The organism is Rhizobium sp. PL01, assembly GCF_033447125.1.
Taxonomy (GTDB): Bacteria; Pseudomonadota; Alphaproteobacteria; order Rhizobiales; family Rhizobiaceae; genus Pararhizobium.
In genome coordinates, this window is sequence record NZ_JAWQUM010000009.1 from 301,491 (window position 1) to 317,581 (window position 16,091).

General features: G+C 60.3%; 14 protein-coding genes. 4 read left to right on the forward strand and 10 right to left on the reverse strand.

Annotation, left to right across the window (positions count from 1 at the left end):
• Window positions 1-37 precede the first annotated feature (37 nt).
• The 3 genes from R6X40_RS21705 to kdpF are packed head-to-tail and all read right to left on the reverse strand — an operon-like array spanning window position 38 to window position 2,034.
• Window positions 38-205, reverse strand: coding sequence for a hypothetical protein (locus tag R6X40_RS21705; protein ID WP_318415949.1), 168 nt, complete (start codon window positions 203-205; stop codon window positions 38-40).
• An 8-nt stretch (window positions 206-213) separates the two neighbouring features.
• Window positions 214-1,917, reverse strand: coding sequence for a potassium-transporting ATPase subunit KdpA (gene kdpA / locus R6X40_RS21710; RefSeq protein ID WP_318415951.1), 1,704 nt, complete (start codon window positions 1,915-1,917; stop codon window positions 214-216).
• A gap of 27 nt (window positions 1,918-1,944) precedes the next feature.
• Complete coding sequence (kdpF, locus tag R6X40_RS21715) at window positions 1,945-2,034, reverse strand: K(+)-transporting ATPase subunit F (RefSeq protein ID WP_037103661.1); 90 nt, start codon at window positions 2,032-2,034, stop codon at window positions 1,945-1,947.
• 626 nt (window positions 2,035-2,660) lie between these two features.
• Between kdpF and R6X40_RS21720 the strand changes: the two genes are divergently transcribed.
• The 3 genes from R6X40_RS21720 (at window position 2,661) to R6X40_RS21730 (ending at window position 5,617) form a co-directional block, all read left to right on the forward strand.
• Window positions 2,661-3,128 (forward strand): hypothetical protein, encoded by a 468-nt coding sequence (locus R6X40_RS21720; RefSeq protein WP_318415953.1) that lies wholly within the window; start codon window positions 2,661-2,663, stop codon window positions 3,126-3,128.
• A gap of 258 nt (window positions 3,129-3,386) precedes the next feature.
• Window positions 3,387-5,003: a SulP family inorganic anion transporter gene (locus R6X40_RS21725; protein ID WP_318415954.1), complete on the forward strand. Its 1,617-nt coding sequence runs from the start codon at window positions 3,387-3,389 to the stop codon at window positions 5,001-5,003.
• Entirely contained in the window at window positions 5,000-5,617 is a 618-nt protein-coding gene (locus tag R6X40_RS21730; RefSeq protein WP_318415956.1) for a ParB-like protein, read from the forward strand. Before R6X40_RS21725 ends, R6X40_RS21730 begins: the two co-directional genes overlap by 4 nt.
• A 53-nt stretch (window positions 5,618-5,670) precedes the next feature.
• On the opposite strand, the gene R6X40_RS21735 is transcribed toward R6X40_RS21730, so the two are convergent.
• Both R6X40_RS21735 and R6X40_RS21740 read right to left on the reverse strand, forming a co-directional pair.
• Complete coding sequence (locus R6X40_RS21735) at window positions 5,671-8,757, reverse strand: efflux RND transporter permease subunit (protein ID WP_318415958.1); 3,087 nt, start codon at window positions 8,755-8,757, stop codon at window positions 5,671-5,673.
• The gene (locus tag R6X40_RS21740) at window positions 8,754-9,995 is read right to left on the reverse strand and encodes an efflux RND transporter periplasmic adaptor subunit (protein WP_318415960.1); all 1,242 of its coding nucleotides are present in this window, start codon (window positions 9,993-9,995) and stop codon (window positions 8,754-8,756) included. The genes R6X40_RS21735 and R6X40_RS21740 overlap by 4 nt, the downstream gene beginning before the upstream one ends.
• Before the next feature lie 348 nt (window positions 9,996-10,343).
• Between R6X40_RS21740 and R6X40_RS21745 the strand changes: the two genes are divergently transcribed.
• Entirely contained in the window at window positions 10,344-11,012 is a 669-nt protein-coding gene (locus tag R6X40_RS21745) for a Crp/Fnr family transcriptional regulator (RefSeq protein ID WP_318415962.1), read from the forward strand.
• Here the strand turns inward: R6X40_RS21745 and R6X40_RS21750 are convergent.
• From R6X40_RS21750 to ccoG, 5 genes are read right to left on the reverse strand one after another with little or no spacing between them, the layout of a single operon-like run.
• Window positions 10,969-11,511, reverse strand: a complete 543-nt coding sequence (locus R6X40_RS21750) for a hypothetical protein (protein WP_318415964.1) — start codon at window positions 11,509-11,511, stop codon at window positions 10,969-10,971. The genes R6X40_RS21745 and R6X40_RS21750 overlap by 44 nt on opposite strands.
• A gap of 16 nt (window positions 11,512-11,527) precedes the next feature.
• The gene (gene ccoS / locus R6X40_RS21755) at window positions 11,528-11,701 is read right to left on the reverse strand and encodes a cbb3-type cytochrome oxidase assembly protein CcoS (RefSeq protein WP_318415966.1); all 174 of its coding nucleotides are present in this window, start codon (window positions 11,699-11,701) and stop codon (window positions 11,528-11,530) included.
• A complete protein-coding gene (locus tag R6X40_RS21760; RefSeq protein WP_318415968.1) occupies window positions 11,698-13,962 on the reverse strand; it encodes a heavy metal translocating P-type ATPase in 2,265 nt (754 codons plus the stop codon). The genes ccoS and R6X40_RS21760 overlap by 4 nt, the downstream gene beginning before the upstream one ends.
• Window positions 13,959-14,447, reverse strand: coding sequence for a FixH family protein (locus R6X40_RS21765; protein WP_318415970.1), 489 nt, complete (start codon window positions 14,445-14,447; stop codon window positions 13,959-13,961). Before R6X40_RS21765 ends, R6X40_RS21760 begins: the two co-directional genes overlap by 4 nt.
• Entirely contained in the window at window positions 14,444-16,003 is a 1,560-nt protein-coding gene (ccoG, locus tag R6X40_RS21770; RefSeq protein WP_318415972.1) for a cytochrome c oxidase accessory protein CcoG, read from the reverse strand. Before ccoG ends, R6X40_RS21765 begins: the two co-directional genes overlap by 4 nt.
• Window positions 16,004-16,091 lie beyond the last annotated feature (88 nt).

Here is a 16,091-nt window from a genome sequence, read left to right on the forward strand (position 1 = left end):
TCCAGTTTCTTTCGTGTGTGACATCACGGTGACCGCGTCAGCCGTGGAACAATTCGGTAAAAGCGTGGGCAAGGCCGCCGATCACCAGCAGGACCAGCATGAAGGCGATGATGATGCTGGTTGCCTGCGGGGGCGCCGCTCGCGGCGGATCGCCGTCGCGAGGGTTAAGCAGCCTTTTGAACTTCTGCTGGAACAAGCGGTTCATGCCGGCACCTAGAAGGTTTGACCTGATATCATCGCGAGGTGCTCGACGATCGGCCCGAGCGCCAGCGCCGGGAAGAAGGTGAGCCCGCCGACAATCAGGATGACGCCGCAGAGCAGGCCAACGAACAGCGGGCCGTGGGTCGGGAAGGTACCGGCCGAAGCCGGCACCGTCTTCTTCATCACCAGCGAACCGGCAATGGCGAGCGCCGGGATGATCACCAGGAAACGGCCCATCAGCATGGCGATGCCAAGCGTGATATTGTACCAGGGCGTGTTGCCGGAGAGTCCGCCGAAGGCCGAACCATTGTTGGCCGCAGCCGAGGTGTAGGCATAGAGGATTTCCGAGAAGCCGTGCGGCCCTGGATTTCCGATCGAAGCCACGCCTGTCGGCAAAAGCACGGCAATAGCGGTGAAGCCAAGCATCGCCACCGGCAGGATGAGGATGGCGAGAACAGCCATCTTGACCTCTTTCGCCTCGATCTTCTTGCCAAGATATTCCGGCGTGCGGCCAACCATCAGGCCGGCAACGAAGACCGTCAGGATGACGAACATCAGGATGCCGTAGAAACCGGCACCGACGCCGCCGACGATGACTTCACCGAGTTCCATGTTGATCAGCGGGATCAGGCCGCCAAGTGCCGTGAACGATCCGTGCATGGCATTGACCGCACCGCAGGAGGCGGCCGTGGTGACAACCGCGAACAGTGACGACAGGACGATGCCGAAGCGGACTTCCTTGCCCTCCATGTTACCACCTTCAAGGCCCATGGCGTGGACCAGCGGATTACCGGCAGCCTCGGCCCAGTAGGTTACAGTGACGCCGGCAAGGAACAGGACGCCCATCGCTGCGAAGATCGCCCAGCCTTGACGCTGGTTGCCGACCATGCGGCCGAAGACATTGGTAAAGCCTGCGCCGATGGCGAAGATCGTAACCATCTGGATCAGGTTGGAGATTGCATTCGGATTTTCAAACGGATGGGCAGAATTGACGTTGAAGAAACCACCGCCATTGGTGCCGAGCATCTTGATGGCCAGCTGGGATGCGACCGGGCCGAGCGCGATGGTCTGCTGCGCGCCCTCGATCGTCGTTGCCGTCACGTAGGCGCCCAGCGTCTGCGGTACACCCAGATAGACATAGGCAATCGTCAGCAGGATGCAGATCGGCAGAAGAATGTAGAGCGTGGCGCGGGTCATATCGACCCAGAAATTGCCGAGCGACTTGCCGGAGGCGCGCGCAAAACCGCGGATCAACGCGATGGCGATGGCCATGCCGGTTGCGGCAGAGGCAAAATTCTGCACCGTCAGGCCGGCCATCTGCACGAGGTAAGACATCGTGCTTTCACCGCCGTAGTTCTGCCAGTTGGTGTTGGTGACGAAGCTGGTGGCAGTATTGAACGAAAGTTCGGGACCAACAGCCGTCATGCCCGCAGGATTGAACGGCAGGAAGCCCTGGAACCGCTGCAGCGCATAGAGAATGGCAAAGCCAGCGAGATTGAAGAGGAGCAGGGAGAACACGTAGCTCGTCCAGTGCTGCTCTTCCTTCTCGCTGGTGCCGGACAGCCGATAGAGGCCGCGTTCGATCGGAGCAAAGACGGGCGACAGCAATGTGCGCTGACCGCCGAAGACGCGCGTCATATAGGCGCCGAGCGGCTTGATGAGTAAAATGACGATCCCGCAGAAGATGAGGATCTGGATCCATCCGTTGAGTGTCATGGCAATAACTTTCCGAACCTGGCGTTGTTAGAAGCGCTCAGGGCGAATGAGGGCGTAGGTCAGATAGGCAAGCAGAAACACGGTCACGCCGGCTCCCAGCACATAATCGACAAGCATTTCTCTTAATCCTTCGAATTAGAGACGGTCGCAGGCCCGCGTATAGGCAAACGACAGCGCGAAAAACAAAACGCCGATCCCGATCAAGACAATATCCATCATCGATCCAGGCTCCTTTTGTTGAACTTCATCTTTCCCTCCTCTTCAAAGGAAGGCGGCGACGCGAAAGCAGCCCCGTTGATCACGCTCAACGCAAGATCCGGGGCCTGAATTCCACGCTCACTATGGCGCCGAACCGCATTAGCGTTCGAGACGAGGCGCCGTGGAGAGATATAAAAATCTCATAGGGATTTTGGGGGAGACCGCGAAGCGCGCTGAGGACAACATCCCGGCAGGTCAAAATTGCCCCACTGAATACGGCATGGTCTGGTGTCTCAATTGCCGCCGCGTTGACACAGCCACGGCTCTGCATCAAGTCACGACGCCCTCCCACAATTGATCGAAATTGTGGCAGGTAGAGACAGTCGAATATTACTTTAATTTAACATGATCTTACTCTCTTAGAGCAGTATATTCCCGATCGAAGCTATGTATTGCCGGCGGCATTTGCGCCGTGACGCGACACTATAGGATGGCTTCCTATCAAGAGACGTTTCAGAGACGTCTTTATATCAGAGGTAACGCAAATGTTCTCTTTTGCAAAAACTGCGGCAATCTCCGCAATCTTCATCTCAGCCTCTATGGGCGTGGCTTTCGCCGGCTCCCACGGCGATTCTGGCCACGATCATGACCATGGTCACTTCGACGGCCAACGCGACCGCGCCTTTATGCTGAATGACGAAGACATCACGACCGATGTCACTCAAGGTCCAACCTTCGTCGTTCCGGCCTATACACCCGCTCACGTCTACCGGTCGCGGCTTGATACAATCCTCGCCGAGCTTCGGACCGACACCCGGAGCATGAATGCGGACCGAGAACGTGGTCTTATTACAAGCGCTGAATATCAACGCCTGAAGGCCGACGATGCGTGGATCCGCCGTGAAGCGATGGCAGTCGCTGATCACAACAACGGTGCGATACCGGCAGCTCGATACGCTGTCCTGCAAAATCAGGCTCAGCAGCTTCAAAACAATATCCGCCGAATGGCATAAACGGCCGGCCAGCCCCGAACATATGGCGCAGGCTGTATGCTCGGGGCTCGCATCTATTTGGTATTGAACGCCGGGCCATCTCCATAGGCCATTCAATTGCCAAAAGCTCGAAACTCCAACCCATTTCGTCAATCTACCTCGCACCATAAATCGTTCGGGGCGAGGAAAACGCCTCAACTGCTGTTGCAGCGCAAAGCATGATGCAAGGCAATCTGTGGTACTGATCCTATCCTGAAAGCAGAGGAGAATCGGTCCGTCATGCGCAAGGGAGACTGGATCGCAGGTCTGTCGGTAGCGGGACTGATGCTACCGGAAGCTGTCGCCTATGCCGGGATTGCCGGCTTGCCGCCGCAGCGGGCGATCTGTGCCGCCATCGCCGGCTGTCTTGCCTATGGACTGCTTGGAAGAAGCCGCTTTGCGATTGTCAGTCCAACCTCCTCCTCCGCCGCCATCCTGGCAGCCACACTGCTCACCCTACCGGGCTCGGCCGACGACAAAGCGATGCTTGCCACAATCCTCGTCGCCTTGGTCGGTGTTCTCTTCCTGGCGGCGTCGATGGCCCGGCTTGGAAATCTAGCAGGTTTCATATCAAGGCCCGTGCTGCGTGGTTTCGCTTTCGGGCTGGCGATCACCATCGTGTTGCGGCAAATACCGGTTCTGGCTGGCGTAGCGGTCAATTCATCCAATATTCTGCATCTGGTTACCGGCCTGGTGTCCTCCATACCACAATGGCATCTGCCGAGCATTCTGGTCGGCGCAGCAGCTCTTGCGGCCTTGATCGGGCTACGCCGTGTTCCGCTCCTCCCCGGCGCGTTTCTGGTACTTTGTGCCGGTATTGCGGTCTCGACCATCTTTGATCTTTCCGATCATGGAGTCGCCTTGGTTGGAGCTATCCCGCTCCTGCCTGCATGGCCGGATTTCTCGTCGCGCCAATGGCGGGAAATCATAGCGCTTCTGCCCTTCGTGCTGCCGCTGGTGCTCATTCTCTTTGCGGAGTCCTGGGGCACCATCCGCTCATTCTCGTTACGCCACAATGAAACCGTCGAGGCTAACCGCGAGCTCGGCGCCCTCGGCCTGGCCAATCTCGCCAGCGCCGTCGTTCAGGGCATGCCGGTCGGTGCCGGGTTTTCTGCCGGGGCAGCAAGCGAGGCCGCAGGCGCGCAAAGCCGGGCGACCGCGGTCGTCGCGGCACTCGGCCTGGCCCTCCTGATCGCTTTTGCCTCCGGGCCTGTCGCCCTTCTTCCCCAGCCGGTCCTGGCAGCTGTAGTTATTGCTGCATTGACCCATGCGCTCGACCCGATGCCGCTGTTGCGCCTGTGGCGGCTGAAGCGCGACGGCTATATCGCGCTGGGTGCTGCCCTCGGCGTGCTGGTGTTCGGCGTTCTCGATGGCATGCTGGTGGCGATCGTATTGTCGCTGGCAGCCCTGCTCAAGCGGATGGCATCACCCTATGTGGCCCGTCTCGGACGGCTCGCCGGAGGACATGATTTTGTCGATATCGCGCGCCACGCCGACGCAGTCCCGGTTTCCGGGATCGCCGTCTGGCGGCCGGCGCAGCCATTGTTCTTCGCCAATGCGGATGCCGTCTTAAACACGATCGCCAGCCGTATTCGTGCGGACAGCAACAACAGTTGCGTCGTGGTCAGCCTGGAGGAGAGCTTCGATCTGGACAGCACTGCACTCGATGCGCTGCTGGAATTCGATACGACTGTCAGGGCCTCAGGTAAGCGGGTGCAATACGCCCGCGTGCATGATCGCGCCCGCGATCTGATCGAGACTGCGGCACCGGAGATTGCCGGGCGTTGCAGCGTCAGCGTCGATGATGCCGTCTCAGCCGTTCTATCCCAAGCATCAAGCACCGGAGGTGCCTCATGACGCAAACCTATGAACCCCACCTGCTACCCGTGGCGATAGCGAGCCTCCGGCCCACACAAATGACGGTCGGCTTTCGCGAGGTCGCTTGCAAACGGCTGGAGTGGCGCGAGATTGCCGGACACGACGGTGCCGATTTTCTCGGCCGCCATATGGTGCCGGTCGTGATCGGCTGGAAGAAGCGTCCCTATCTGGTCGATCACCATCATCTCGTCAGGGCTTTGCAGGAGGAAGGTGTCGAACATGTCCTGACCAGTGTCGTCGCCGACCTCAGCGACCTTTCCAAACCGGAATTCTGGTCGGTGATGGATCACTATCGCTGGACCTATCCGTTCGATGCCGCAGGCGAGCGGCAACCGCACAACAGCCTGCCCAAATCCGTGGGCGGGCTTACCGATGATCCCTACCGGTCGCTGGCCGGCGCGCTTCGCCGTGCGGGTGGCTACGCCAAGGACAACACGCCGTTCAGCGAGTTCATGTGGGCGGATTTTTTGAGAAATCGCATCGATCTGAAATTGCTACACAGAGATTTCAAGGATGCCGAGATCGCGGCCCTCAAACTTGCACGAGCCAAGTCGGCAAAATATCTGCCTGGATGGTGTGGCCCCAGCGATTGATCAGCTAACGAGTAAACGAACTGCCCTCCGATACCTGCTTCTCCCGAACCTCTCTACTGCGCAGACGCAACAACGGCTTTGCGCGACCAGAGTGAGCGGACAAAGGCAGACAACCGCTCGATCTCGACGAAGATGACCGGCGTGATGAACAGGGTCAGCACCTGGCTGACCAGAAGCCCGCCGACAACCGCAACCCCGAGCGGTTGGCGTAGTTCCGAGCTGGCACCGGTTCCGATGGCGACCGGCAGCGCGCCGAGCAGGGCGCAAAACGTCGTCATCATGATCGGCCGGAAGCGCCGCACGGCTGCCTGATGGATAGCCTCGTGCGTTTCGTGATTGTCGTCGCGCTGGAGCGTCAGCGCCACATCGATCATCATGATCGCATTCTTCTTGACGATACCGATCAGCATCAGCAAGCCGACCAGCGCAATGATCGACAGATCAAAACCGAAAATCTTCAATGTCAGCAGCGCTCCGAACGCTGCGGATGGCAAGCCGGAGAGGATGGTCAGCGGGTGCAGGAAGCTTTCGTAGAAAACACCGAGCACAACGTAGATGATCAGCACGGCGGCACCGATCAGCAGCCCGGTATTGCCGCTTGCCTGCTCGAAAATCTGGGCAGCCCCGGCATAATTCGTCGTCACGGTCGCGGGGAGATTGATCTGCTGCTTGAGCGCATCGACGCGGGCGGTTGCGGTCCCAAGTGATACGCCTTTCGGCAGGTTGAACGACAGGGTCACTGCGGTCAGCTGCCCCGTCTGGTTGACGGTGACCGGCCCCGCTTCGCGTGTGACCCGCGCAAAGCTCGACAGCGGCACCAGCGTCCCGGACGCCGATGCAATCCGGATGGCGGACAGGGACTGCTCGTTCCAATCCAGCGACTGATCATACTCGATGATGACGTCATAGCTGTTGCCGGTGGTCTGGATCTGCGTGACGACATAACTGCCGAATGCCGCCTCCAGTGTCGTGCGCAAGGCTTGGGACGAAATCCCAAGGCTGTTTGCCCGATCGTTATCGACGATGACATGCGCCTGAAGCGCATTGTTTTGCAGATCGGTGGCAACATCGACAAAGTGGACGGTATCTGCCCGCATGGCATCACCGAGTGTCTGCGACCATTGCCGTGCTGCCGCCGCATCGATCGATTGCAATACGATCTGGTAAAGGCTCTGGGTGCTGCGCCCACCAAAGCGCAGGCTCTGCTGGGGCGTGATGAAGGCCTTCAATCCGGCGATCTGCGATAATGAATGCCGCAGGGTTTGCAGGGTCGTATCAAGCGGGGGGCGGGTGGCGCGCGGCTTCAGCTGAACGAGAAGCGACCCGGAATTGAGCGCCGACCCGCCCGGCCCGGCACCGAGCGTCGAGGTCACATGCGCGACGTTGGGATCACTGGAGACGACAGCAGCGGCGCGGGCCTGCAACGCGCTCATCGCCTGATAGGATATGTCCTGCCGGGCCTGCGTCGAAATTGTCAGAATACCGATATCCTCGGACGGGAAAAAGCTGCGTGGCAAGTTTGCAAACATCCATCCTGACGCAACGAACGTGGCGGCGAACACCAGCATGACAATTGCGCGGTGGTTCAGGCACCAGCCGACAGCCCGGCCATAGGCAGCAGTCACCCTATCGAACAGGCCCAGGCGCTGCGGCTCCTGTGTATCCCGATGTGGAAGCCGGGCCGCGAGCATCGGGGTCACGGTCAGCGATACCGTGGCAGAGGACAGGATTGCCAATGTGACGACGACGCCAAATTCGTTGAGCACCCGCCCGACAATGCCGCCCATCAGCAGGATCGGCAGGAAGACGGCGACCAGCGAAATCGACATCGAAATGATCGTGCCGGTGACTTCCCGGCTTCCTTCGATGGCCGCCTCGAGCGGCGCCATGCCCTCCTCCACCTTGCGGACGATATTCTCCAGCATGACGATGGCATCATCGACGACGAGCCCGACCGAAAGAGTGAGGCCCAGAAGCGAGATATTATCGATCGAGAATCCCAGCGCGTACATGGCGCCCAATGTCGCCACCAGCGACAGCGGTACGGCAAGTGCTGGAATAAGCGTTGCCGAAACCCGCCGGAGAAACAGAAAGATAACCAGAACCACGAGGCCGATGGTAATCATCAGCGTCGTCTCGACATCCGCCACAGCCGCGCGGATCGAGACGGAAGCATCGTTGACGATGTTGATATGCATGTTCGCTGGAAGATTGGCCTGAAGGTCCGGGACCTTGGCCAGGATGGCATCGACCACTGCCACGGTATTGGCACCGGGCTGGCGTTGCACGGCAAGCGCAATGGCCGGCTTGCCGTCAAGCCAGCTTCCCTGGTTGAGAATTTGCACGCTGTCCACGACATCCGCAACATCGTCCAGCCGCACGATACGGCCGCCGGGTTGGGCGATGATCAGGGTTCGGAAAGCGGCGGCATCGCTGCGCTGGGTCGCAACATCGACCGTCAGTGCCTGTGACTTGTTTTGCAAAGTACCAACCGGAGACTGGTCGTTGGCCGCCGCCACCGTTGCCGCCAGCCCATCAAGTGAAAGGCCGCGGCTCTCCAGTTTGTTTGGATCGACCTCGATCCGCACAGCATAGGCCTTGGCTCCGTAGACCTGCGCCTGCGCCACGCCGGAGATTGTCGACAGTGCCGGCGAAATGATATTTTCCGCCACGTCGTCCATTTGCGTCAACGAGGCACCATCACCGGTCAAAGCCAGGATCAGTATTGGAGCATCTGCCGGATTTGCCTTGCGATAGCTCGGTGGTGCCGTGACGTTGTCTGGCAGTTGCCGCTGGGCTCTGGCAATCGCGGCCTGAACATCTGCGGCAGCGGCATCGATGTCGCGCGAAAGATTGAACTGGATGGTGATCTGGCTGTTGCCGAGCGACGAGCTGGCGCTGATCGTGTCGATCCCGGCGATCGTCTCGAACTGTTTGATCAGGGGCGTGGCGACGGAGCTGGCCATCGTGTCCGGAGAAGCGCCGGCGAGCTGCGCTGAGACGTTGATGGTCGGAAAATCGGCTTGCGGCAGGGCGGCGACAGGCAGGTTGGTGTAGGCTGAAGCACCGGCGAGCAGAACACCGGCGATCAAGAGGATTGTGGCGACCGGGCGCCGAATGAAGATTTCGGAGATATTCATTCGATCGCTCCGGCTTTGGCCTCGCGTTCGGCCACCGTCTGAGGCGCGGCCGCCGGAGCCGACACGACCTCGACATGCGTTCCATCCACCAGCCCCGCCTGCCCTTCGGTCACGACGATCTCGCCCTCCTTGAGGCCGTCGGCAATGCCAGTCGTATCCCCGACGCTGAAAGCGACCTTCACCTTGCGCACTTCGACAGTGTTGTCCTGTTTGATGACGTAGCAGACGGCACCGTCGCCTTGTGGCTGCACGGAAACGGACGGCACGAGCACCAGATCCTTCTGTTCGCCGGCGGTGACCGTGACGCGCAGCGACTGTCCCGGCCAGAATGTTCCACCCGAATTTTCAAGGCGCGCCCGCATCTTGAACGTGCCGGAGGGCGCATCGACCGCGTTATCGATGAACACGATCGGCCCGGTCTCTCCGGCCGTTTTATCCTGCGACAAAGTGGGAGAGATACTGACATTGAGCTGTCCGCCCGCAAGCGCCTGCCGGGCGAGATCGAGATCCGTTTCTGGCAGGGTGAATTCCGCATAAACCGGCTTCATCTGGGTCAGCGTGACAATATCCTCGCCCGGCGCGACATAGGCACCGGGTGACAACAGGATTACTCCGAGCTTGCCGTCGAACGGCGCGCGGATCTGCGTCTGCGTCAGCGCAACCTTGTCGGCGGCCAAAGTCGCACTATCGACGCCGATCGCGGCTTCCGCCTGTTTTGCAGCGGCAACGGCATCGTCGTACTGCTGACGGGTTTCTGCGCCGTCATTGCTCAGCGCCTCCACCCGCTTCAGGTTCGTATTGGCCTCGTCGAGCGCCGCCTGGTCCTTGGCAATCATGGCGGTGTCACGGGCTATATTGGCATTGATCGTGCGGTCATCGAGCTGCACCAGCAAGGTGCCAGCCGTGACCTCGGCACCGTCCTTGACCAGTATCTGCGCGACAGTGCCCGATGCCGGGCTGGACAGTGCGGTGGACGCGAAGGGAACGATGGTGCCGAGCGAACTGCGCGTCACCGGCAATGAGCCGGCCTTTGCCGTTGTCGTGTTAACGGTCACGGCTTTGCGATGCCCGGCTGCGCCCTTGCCCTTGTCGATCTCGCCGCTCGGTTTGCTTTCAGCTGTTTCGATCGACAAAAAGCGCGCGACCGGGTCTGGCAGATATGGACCAAGTTCGGCACGCCCCAGGAAAGCGCCCGCAGCGGCAACAGCGACGACGAGAATTGAATTCCGGTACCGCATGTTGTTTTCCTTCAGTGGCAACAACGCTTTTCGCGAATACTAGGATTATCCGAATATTGACGCTTATCAATGACCTCGAACCGGGCAACACGGTGTCAGCAATGGCCCGGCCAGAATTAAATTCTGTTTAGAATCGCGTTGATGATCCTAGCCGGTGGCCGCATCGCCGGACGCCCGCGACGAAAGGTCCGTGATACCAGCCCACTTCGCAGCGGCAGAGGCAGATGAAATCTGCTAGTGCATGTTCCAGTTGCAGATTTGACCACGCATTGGGGAACCCAACTGTCAGAAGCCGCCCGGATAGATATACACAACTCCGAAACACCCGTTCTCTGTCGAAGCTGCGAAGTGCGTCACAAGGGACTGTGCGGTGCGCTTGATGCCCGGCAGTTGCTTGCCATGGCAAAACACACCCGCATGACCCGTCATGAGGCAGGAAAGTTACTGGCAGGCGAGGAAACGCCGATCCAGTCCTATGCCAACGTCATGCGCGGCGTCATCAAACTGACCAAAGTCCTGGAAAACGGCCGCCAGCAGGTCGTCGGCCTGCAGTTCGCGCCGGACTTTCTGGGCCGCCTGTTCGGCCGCGACAACGCCGTGACGGCGGAGGCCGCATCCGACGTCGAGCTATGCGAAGTGCCGCGCGCCGCCTTCGAGCGGCTGGTTGCCGAATACCCACAGCTGGAACATCGCCTTTTCGGCCAGATCCTGCGCGAACTTGATGAAGCCCGTGATTGGATGGTCACGCTCGGACAGAAGACGGCGGCGGAGAAGGTCGCGAGTCTACTTTATCTCATCGCCGGACATATCGACCCGTCCACCGGCACCGAAGCCCGCGACACGGCCGAGTTCGACCTGCCGCTGTCACGCATCGATATCGCTGAATTCCTCGGCCTGACGATCGAAACCGTGTCCCGACAGATCACCAAGCTACGAACCGACGGGGTGATATCCGTAATCGCCAACCGCCATATCACGGTTCCGAGCCTGAGCCGCCTGAAGGGACGCTGTGGTTAGGCAACCCCAGCGACTTACCCGCAAGTGATGCGGCCGACAGCATCGGGAGAAGAACGTTGCAATCAAAGCGGATGCGCCGCCGGGCGCAGTCGAAATAGGCGCGCAGCATATAGCCGAGCGTTTCCGGCGACGGTTTACCGAGACCCGTGCCGTAGGCGCGCAGTGCATCGCATAGCTCTTCGGCGTAGCACTCCTCCTCGATCTGCTCATAGCGGATCTGGTCGAGGATTTCCGCCAAGCCCGAAGGCATGCGCCAACGTTCCGTCATGAACGGAAGGATAATTTCCTCCTCCAACCGATGCACGGCTGTCAGGATAGGCGGGATTGCCCGGCGCAAATGCAGGCATTCGGCTGACATGACCCCGCCCGGAAGCCGGTCAGCAACACTTTCCAGCGCGTGACACAAGACCGCCTGGTCGCTGAGCGCGCACGCCAGCCGATCAAACGCGGTATCCGCCTCAGCGGTACGTCCTTCCCAATCCGGTACCTTCATGTCCATGAATGATCCTCCTCGATCAGGCCGGGCTGTTGTCTTTCCTATCCACCGCACGGTCGTCATCAAGCAATATCCGCTGTGCCGCGCCGTCCATGTCTTCGTACTGGCCGCTTCTCAGCGACCAGATGAAGGCGCCGAGCCCGGCCGATCCGAGCAGGATGGCCACCGGCATCAGATAGATCAGCGATTTCATCGGAGCTGCCCCTCAGTAGCGTTGGGCGTCAGTGCAGACTGACCGTCGCGATCAACCCCGGTATTCAGCCGCAACGCGTTGCCGATCACCAGCAGAGAGGAAGCCGACATGGCGATGGCCGCGACCAAGGGCGTCACATAGCCGAAAATGGCAATCGGGATGGCAAAAGCGTTGTAACCGATCGCCAGAGCCAAATTCTGCCGGATCAGCCGGCCCGCCCGGCGCGATACGTCCAGTGCCACCACAACAGCGCCGAGGGATTCGCGCAGAAAGACGAAATCGGCGGCGTTGCGGCCAACATCCGCAGCCGTTGCCGGAGCCATGGAGACATATGCTGCTGTAAGAGCCGGGGCGTCGTTGAGACCATCACCGACCATCAAAGACCGCAGTCCCTTCCGCGCAAGCCCCTGCAGACGTTCGAGCTTGTCGCCAGGCAGAAGTTCGGCGCCATAGTGTTCAATCTTCAAGGTTTCGGCAATGGACTGCACTGCCGCCTGCGTGTCCCCGGAAAGAAGTTCGACCGGCATGCCATCCTGTTGCAAACGCTCTATGGTCGCAGCCGCATCCGGCCGAAGCCTGTCGCTAAATGTGAAGCGGGCGATGATCTTTCCGTCTTCCGACAGGACCGTGGCAGGGCTCCCCGCACCCAATTCAACCGGCCCCGCCCACGGACTGCGACCCAGGCGGTAAGTCTTGGCCGCAATCGTCGCCTCGATCCCAAGCCCGGGATGTTCGGTAACCCCGTCAACCGTGATATCCGGGTAATGGTGGCCTGGATGCGCCTTCCAGATGGCGCGGGAGGCGGGATGACTTGAATATCCGGCAATGGCGACGGCGATGGCAAGAGCTGCATCGTCCCGTATGCTGCTGCCGGTCAAGCTCAACTGGCCCAGAGTCAGGGTTCCGGTCTTGTCGAATACCGCAATATCGGCATCCGCAAGCCGCTCCATCGCCGAACCGTCCTTGACCATGATGCCGCGCTCGAACAGCCGGCGTGCCGCAACGACCTGAACGATTGGAACTGCCAGCCCCAAGGCGCAGGGGCAGGTGATGATCAGAACGGCAATCGCGATGGTGATGGCCTTATGCCAGTCGCCTGAGACCAGCAGCCAGCCGATCCCGGTTACGAACGCGGTCAGGTGTACTGCTGGCGCGTAATACGTGGCTGCCCGGTCGGCGATGCGCCGGTAAAGCCCGCGACCGGCTTCGGCCGCTTCCATCAAACGGATGACCTCGGCAAGGAAAGACGCTTCCGCCGCAGCGGTGACCTCGATCGTCAGCGGCCCCGTCAGATTAAGCGTGCCGGCGCTGATCGTGTCGCCGACCTTCACGGCGCGCGGATTAATTTCACCCGTCACCAGCGAGCAGTCGAGTTCGGAGATACCTTGCCGGATGACGGCATCCACCGGAATGCGATCACCGGCAGCGATGAACACGCTCATCCCGGCCTCGATCCGCGACAGCGGCATATATTCGCGGGATCCATCCGGTCCCAGCACCACGGCTCCGGCTGGTGTCATGCGTACGAGACTGCTAACGGCCGAGCGCGCTTTTTCGCGCATGACGTGATCGAGCACGCGGCCGATCAAAAGAAAGAACAGCAGAGAGGCAACAGCATCAAAATAGGCGTGCTGGCCGTGGTTGATGGTCTCATAGAGGCTCATGCCAAAGGCGAGCGAGATACCGACAGCAATCGGCACGTCCATGTTGGTGCGGCCGTGCCGGAGCGCCGATGCCGCCGAGCGGAAAAAGATGCCGCCGCCAAACAACAATGCCGGCAGCGCAATCAAGGCTGAAATCCAATGGAACATATCGCGCGTTGCGCCCTCTGCCCCCGACCAGACGGAGACGGACAGAAGCATGATATTGGCCGCGGCAAAACCGCAGACGGCAACCGCCCGGATCAGCTCGGATCGCGTACGGTCGCCCTCCCCGTCCTCCTCGGAAAATAGATGAGCGGGATAACCAAGCCGGTACAACACGCCGCAGAAATCCGGAACAGAGCCGTCACGCCAACGGATCGTAACTCTGCGGGTGGAAAGGTTGACGCGGGCATTCTCGACGCCGTCGATCTTGCCCAGCGCCCGCTCGATCTTGCCGATGCAGGCAGCGCAGTGCACGTCCGGCACGGACAGATTGGTCTGCCTTAGACCATCGCCAAGTCCATGGCTGAGCAGGCGGATCTCCTCCGCCGGCGGCATCGCCTGCCGCTCCGCTTCCAGCTCGAGCATGGATGCATTGCCGACAGCGCAGCAGCTCATAGGCGCGCTCCGTCCTTGACGAGAATACGCTCGCTGTGGCGATAGGGCGTGGCAAGGCCGCAGTCGATCTCGATATTGACGACCCAGACGCCGGGGGACACGGCCGAGGACGCGCTAAGCTGTCCGTTGCCCGATGGCACCAGCGAAACGGACCAATCCGCCGCTTCGAATGTCGGATGCTGGAAAGTCGCCTTGCCGCCCGACATCGTGACCGGATTACCGATGCGGTCGATCAACGTGAAGGTGATTTTTCCATCAGCGACCTCAAGCTTCGGAACCCAGCCGAGATCGTTCTGCGTTCGCACCGCCACCATTTTCTCGTTGAACTGCTGGCTGGCCACATAGGAGTTTTCGACCACCAATCCCGTCCAGCTGGTCACGGCAAACCGCGCCATGACGACATTGACGGCGATGATCACCCCGAAAAAGGCGAGCATGATGATCAGCATGTGGCGGCCAGTGAATTCGCGGGCCTGCAGTTTCATTTCGAGCTCCCCGGTGTCTGAAATGTTGCCGTGTAGGTTTTCGTCTCGGGGCCTTGCGTATCCTCGATGACAAACCGGAATTTCTGCACTTGCTCATCAGTGGCGCGGCGCGGCTGGGTGACGAAGACTTTCAAGCTGCGCAGGCGATCCGGCCCGACCGGCACAAGGAAAGAGCCATCAGCCTGGACATCGATACCGGCGATAGAAGCCGAACTCTCCGGCAGGCCGTCGATCCGCACAGCCGTCACCCTCGGCTTTGCGATCATGTTGAGGATCTTCAGCGTGTAGCCGTTGCGCACCGAGCCATCCGACAGCAAGACGAATTGCGGGTTGCGGTCATGCAGGACATTGACGTCGAGCCGTTCGCGCGTGAGCAGGGCATAGACGAGGCCGACACCGACCAGCGACCAGAGTGCCGCATAGAGAAGCGTTCTCGGCCGCAGGAACGATGCGAGGCTGACGTGCCGGAGCACCGTTGCAAGCTTACCGTCGGCTGTGCGAACGCGCGTGGGATCGATCGGTTGCGTTCCTCCCGCGGTCGCCAGTGCCATGTTGGCATTGTAGTCGTTGAGCGTGGTATAGGAGATCAGGCCGCGTTCCCGGCCAAGCTTGTCCATTACCCCGTCGCAGGCGTCGATGCACAAAGCGCAGGTGATGCACTCGAGTTGCTGGCCGTCGCGGATATCGATGCCCATCGGACAGACCGCGACGCAGGCATTGCAATCGACGCAATCGCCGACAACAGCACCCTGCGCTGCCGACTTCTTGGCATGACGCGAACGCGGCTCTCCGCGCCAGTCATTATAGGTCACCGTCAGCGACGCTTCGTCGAGCATCGCTGCCTGGATACGCGGCCAGGGGCACATATAGGTGCAGACCTGCTCACGCATCAGCCCGCCGAAAATGTAGGTCGTGGCCGTCAGAAAGGCGATGGTACTATAGGCAACGACGGCGGCCTGGCCGGTGAAAACGTCTTTGAGCAAGGTCGGTGCATCGGCGAAATAAAAGATCCATGCTCCGCCCGTTGCCACCGCGATCAGCAGCCAGATAGCGTGTTTTGCCGTTCGCAAGGCCAACTTGCGTGGCGAATAGCGCTCCTTGTCGAGTTTGATCCGGGCGTTGCGATCACCTTCGATCGCCCGTTCGACAACGAGGAAGAGATCGACCCAAACGGTTTGCGGGCAGGTATAACCGCACCAGGCCCGTCCGACAGTGGACGTCAACAGAAATAGCCCGAGCCCGGCCATGACCAGAAGGCCGGCGACGTAGAAGAACTCCTGCGGCCATATCTCGATGAAGAAGAAATAGAAGCGCCGGTTGGCGATATCGATCAGCACGGCCTGATCGGGCGCATAACCGCCACGATCCCAGCGCAGCCATGGCACCAGATAGTAGATGCCGAGCGTGATGGCCATCACCAGCCATTTGAAACGGCGAAATGCTCCCGAGGCACGCTTCGGGAAGATCTTCTTGCGCGGCGCATAGAGCACCTGCCGCTGTTTCTGCGAATTGACCGCCTCGGCGTCCAGTCTCTCGATGTCCATTTTTTCCAGCATTCCAGCCGCCCGGGCATGACGCCGGCAACGCCGGCCACTCGTCTTTGAACTGGAGAATGGCGCCGATGGGCGCCAGACACCTTGATCG

Excerpts from the sequence above, each read along its gene's own strand:
- kdpA (WP_318415951.1), bottom strand. The coding sequence starts at position 1,917 with ATGACACTCAACGGATGGATCCAGATCCTCATCTTCTGCGGGATCGTC.
- R6X40_RS21705 (WP_318415949.1), bottom strand. The coding sequence starts at position 205 with ATGAACCGCTTGTTCCAGCAGAAGTTCAAAAGGCTGCTTAACCCTCGC.
- ccoG (WP_318415972.1), bottom strand. The coding sequence starts at position 16,003 with ATGCTGGAAAAAATGGACATCGAGAGACTGGACGCCGAGGCGGTCAAT.
- R6X40_RS21765 (WP_318415970.1), bottom strand. The coding sequence starts at position 14,447 with ATGAAACTGCAGGCCCGCGAATTCACTGGCCGCCACATGCTGATCATC.
- R6X40_RS21760 (WP_318415968.1), bottom strand. The coding sequence starts at position 13,962 with ATGAGCTGCTGCGCTGTCGGCAATGCATCCATGCTCGAGCTGGAAGCG.
- R6X40_RS21725 (WP_318415954.1), top strand. The coding sequence starts at position 3,387 with ATGCGCAAGGGAGACTGGATCGCAGGTCTGTCGGTAGCGGGACTGATG.
- R6X40_RS21730 (WP_318415956.1), top strand. The coding sequence starts at position 5,000 with ATGACGCAAACCTATGAACCCCACCTGCTACCCGTGGCGATAGCGAGC.
- kdpF (WP_037103661.1), bottom strand. The coding sequence starts at position 2,034 with ATGCTTGTCGATTATGTGCTGGGAGCCGGCGTGACCGTGTTTCTGCTT.
- R6X40_RS21720 (WP_318415953.1), top strand. The coding sequence starts at position 2,661 with ATGTTCTCTTTTGCAAAAACTGCGGCAATCTCCGCAATCTTCATCTCA.
- R6X40_RS21735 (WP_318415958.1), bottom strand. The coding sequence starts at position 8,757 with ATGAATATCTCCGAAATCTTCATTCGGCGCCCGGTCGCCACAATCCTC.
- R6X40_RS21750 (WP_318415964.1), bottom strand. The coding sequence starts at position 11,511 with ATGGACATGAAGGTACCGGATTGGGAAGGACGTACCGCTGAGGCGGAT.
- R6X40_RS21740 (WP_318415960.1), bottom strand. The coding sequence starts at position 9,995 with ATGCGGTACCGGAATTCAATTCTCGTCGTCGCTGTTGCCGCTGCGGGC.
- ccoS (WP_318415966.1), bottom strand. The coding sequence starts at position 11,701 with ATGAAATCGCTGATCTATCTGATGCCGGTGGCCATCCTGCTCGGATCG.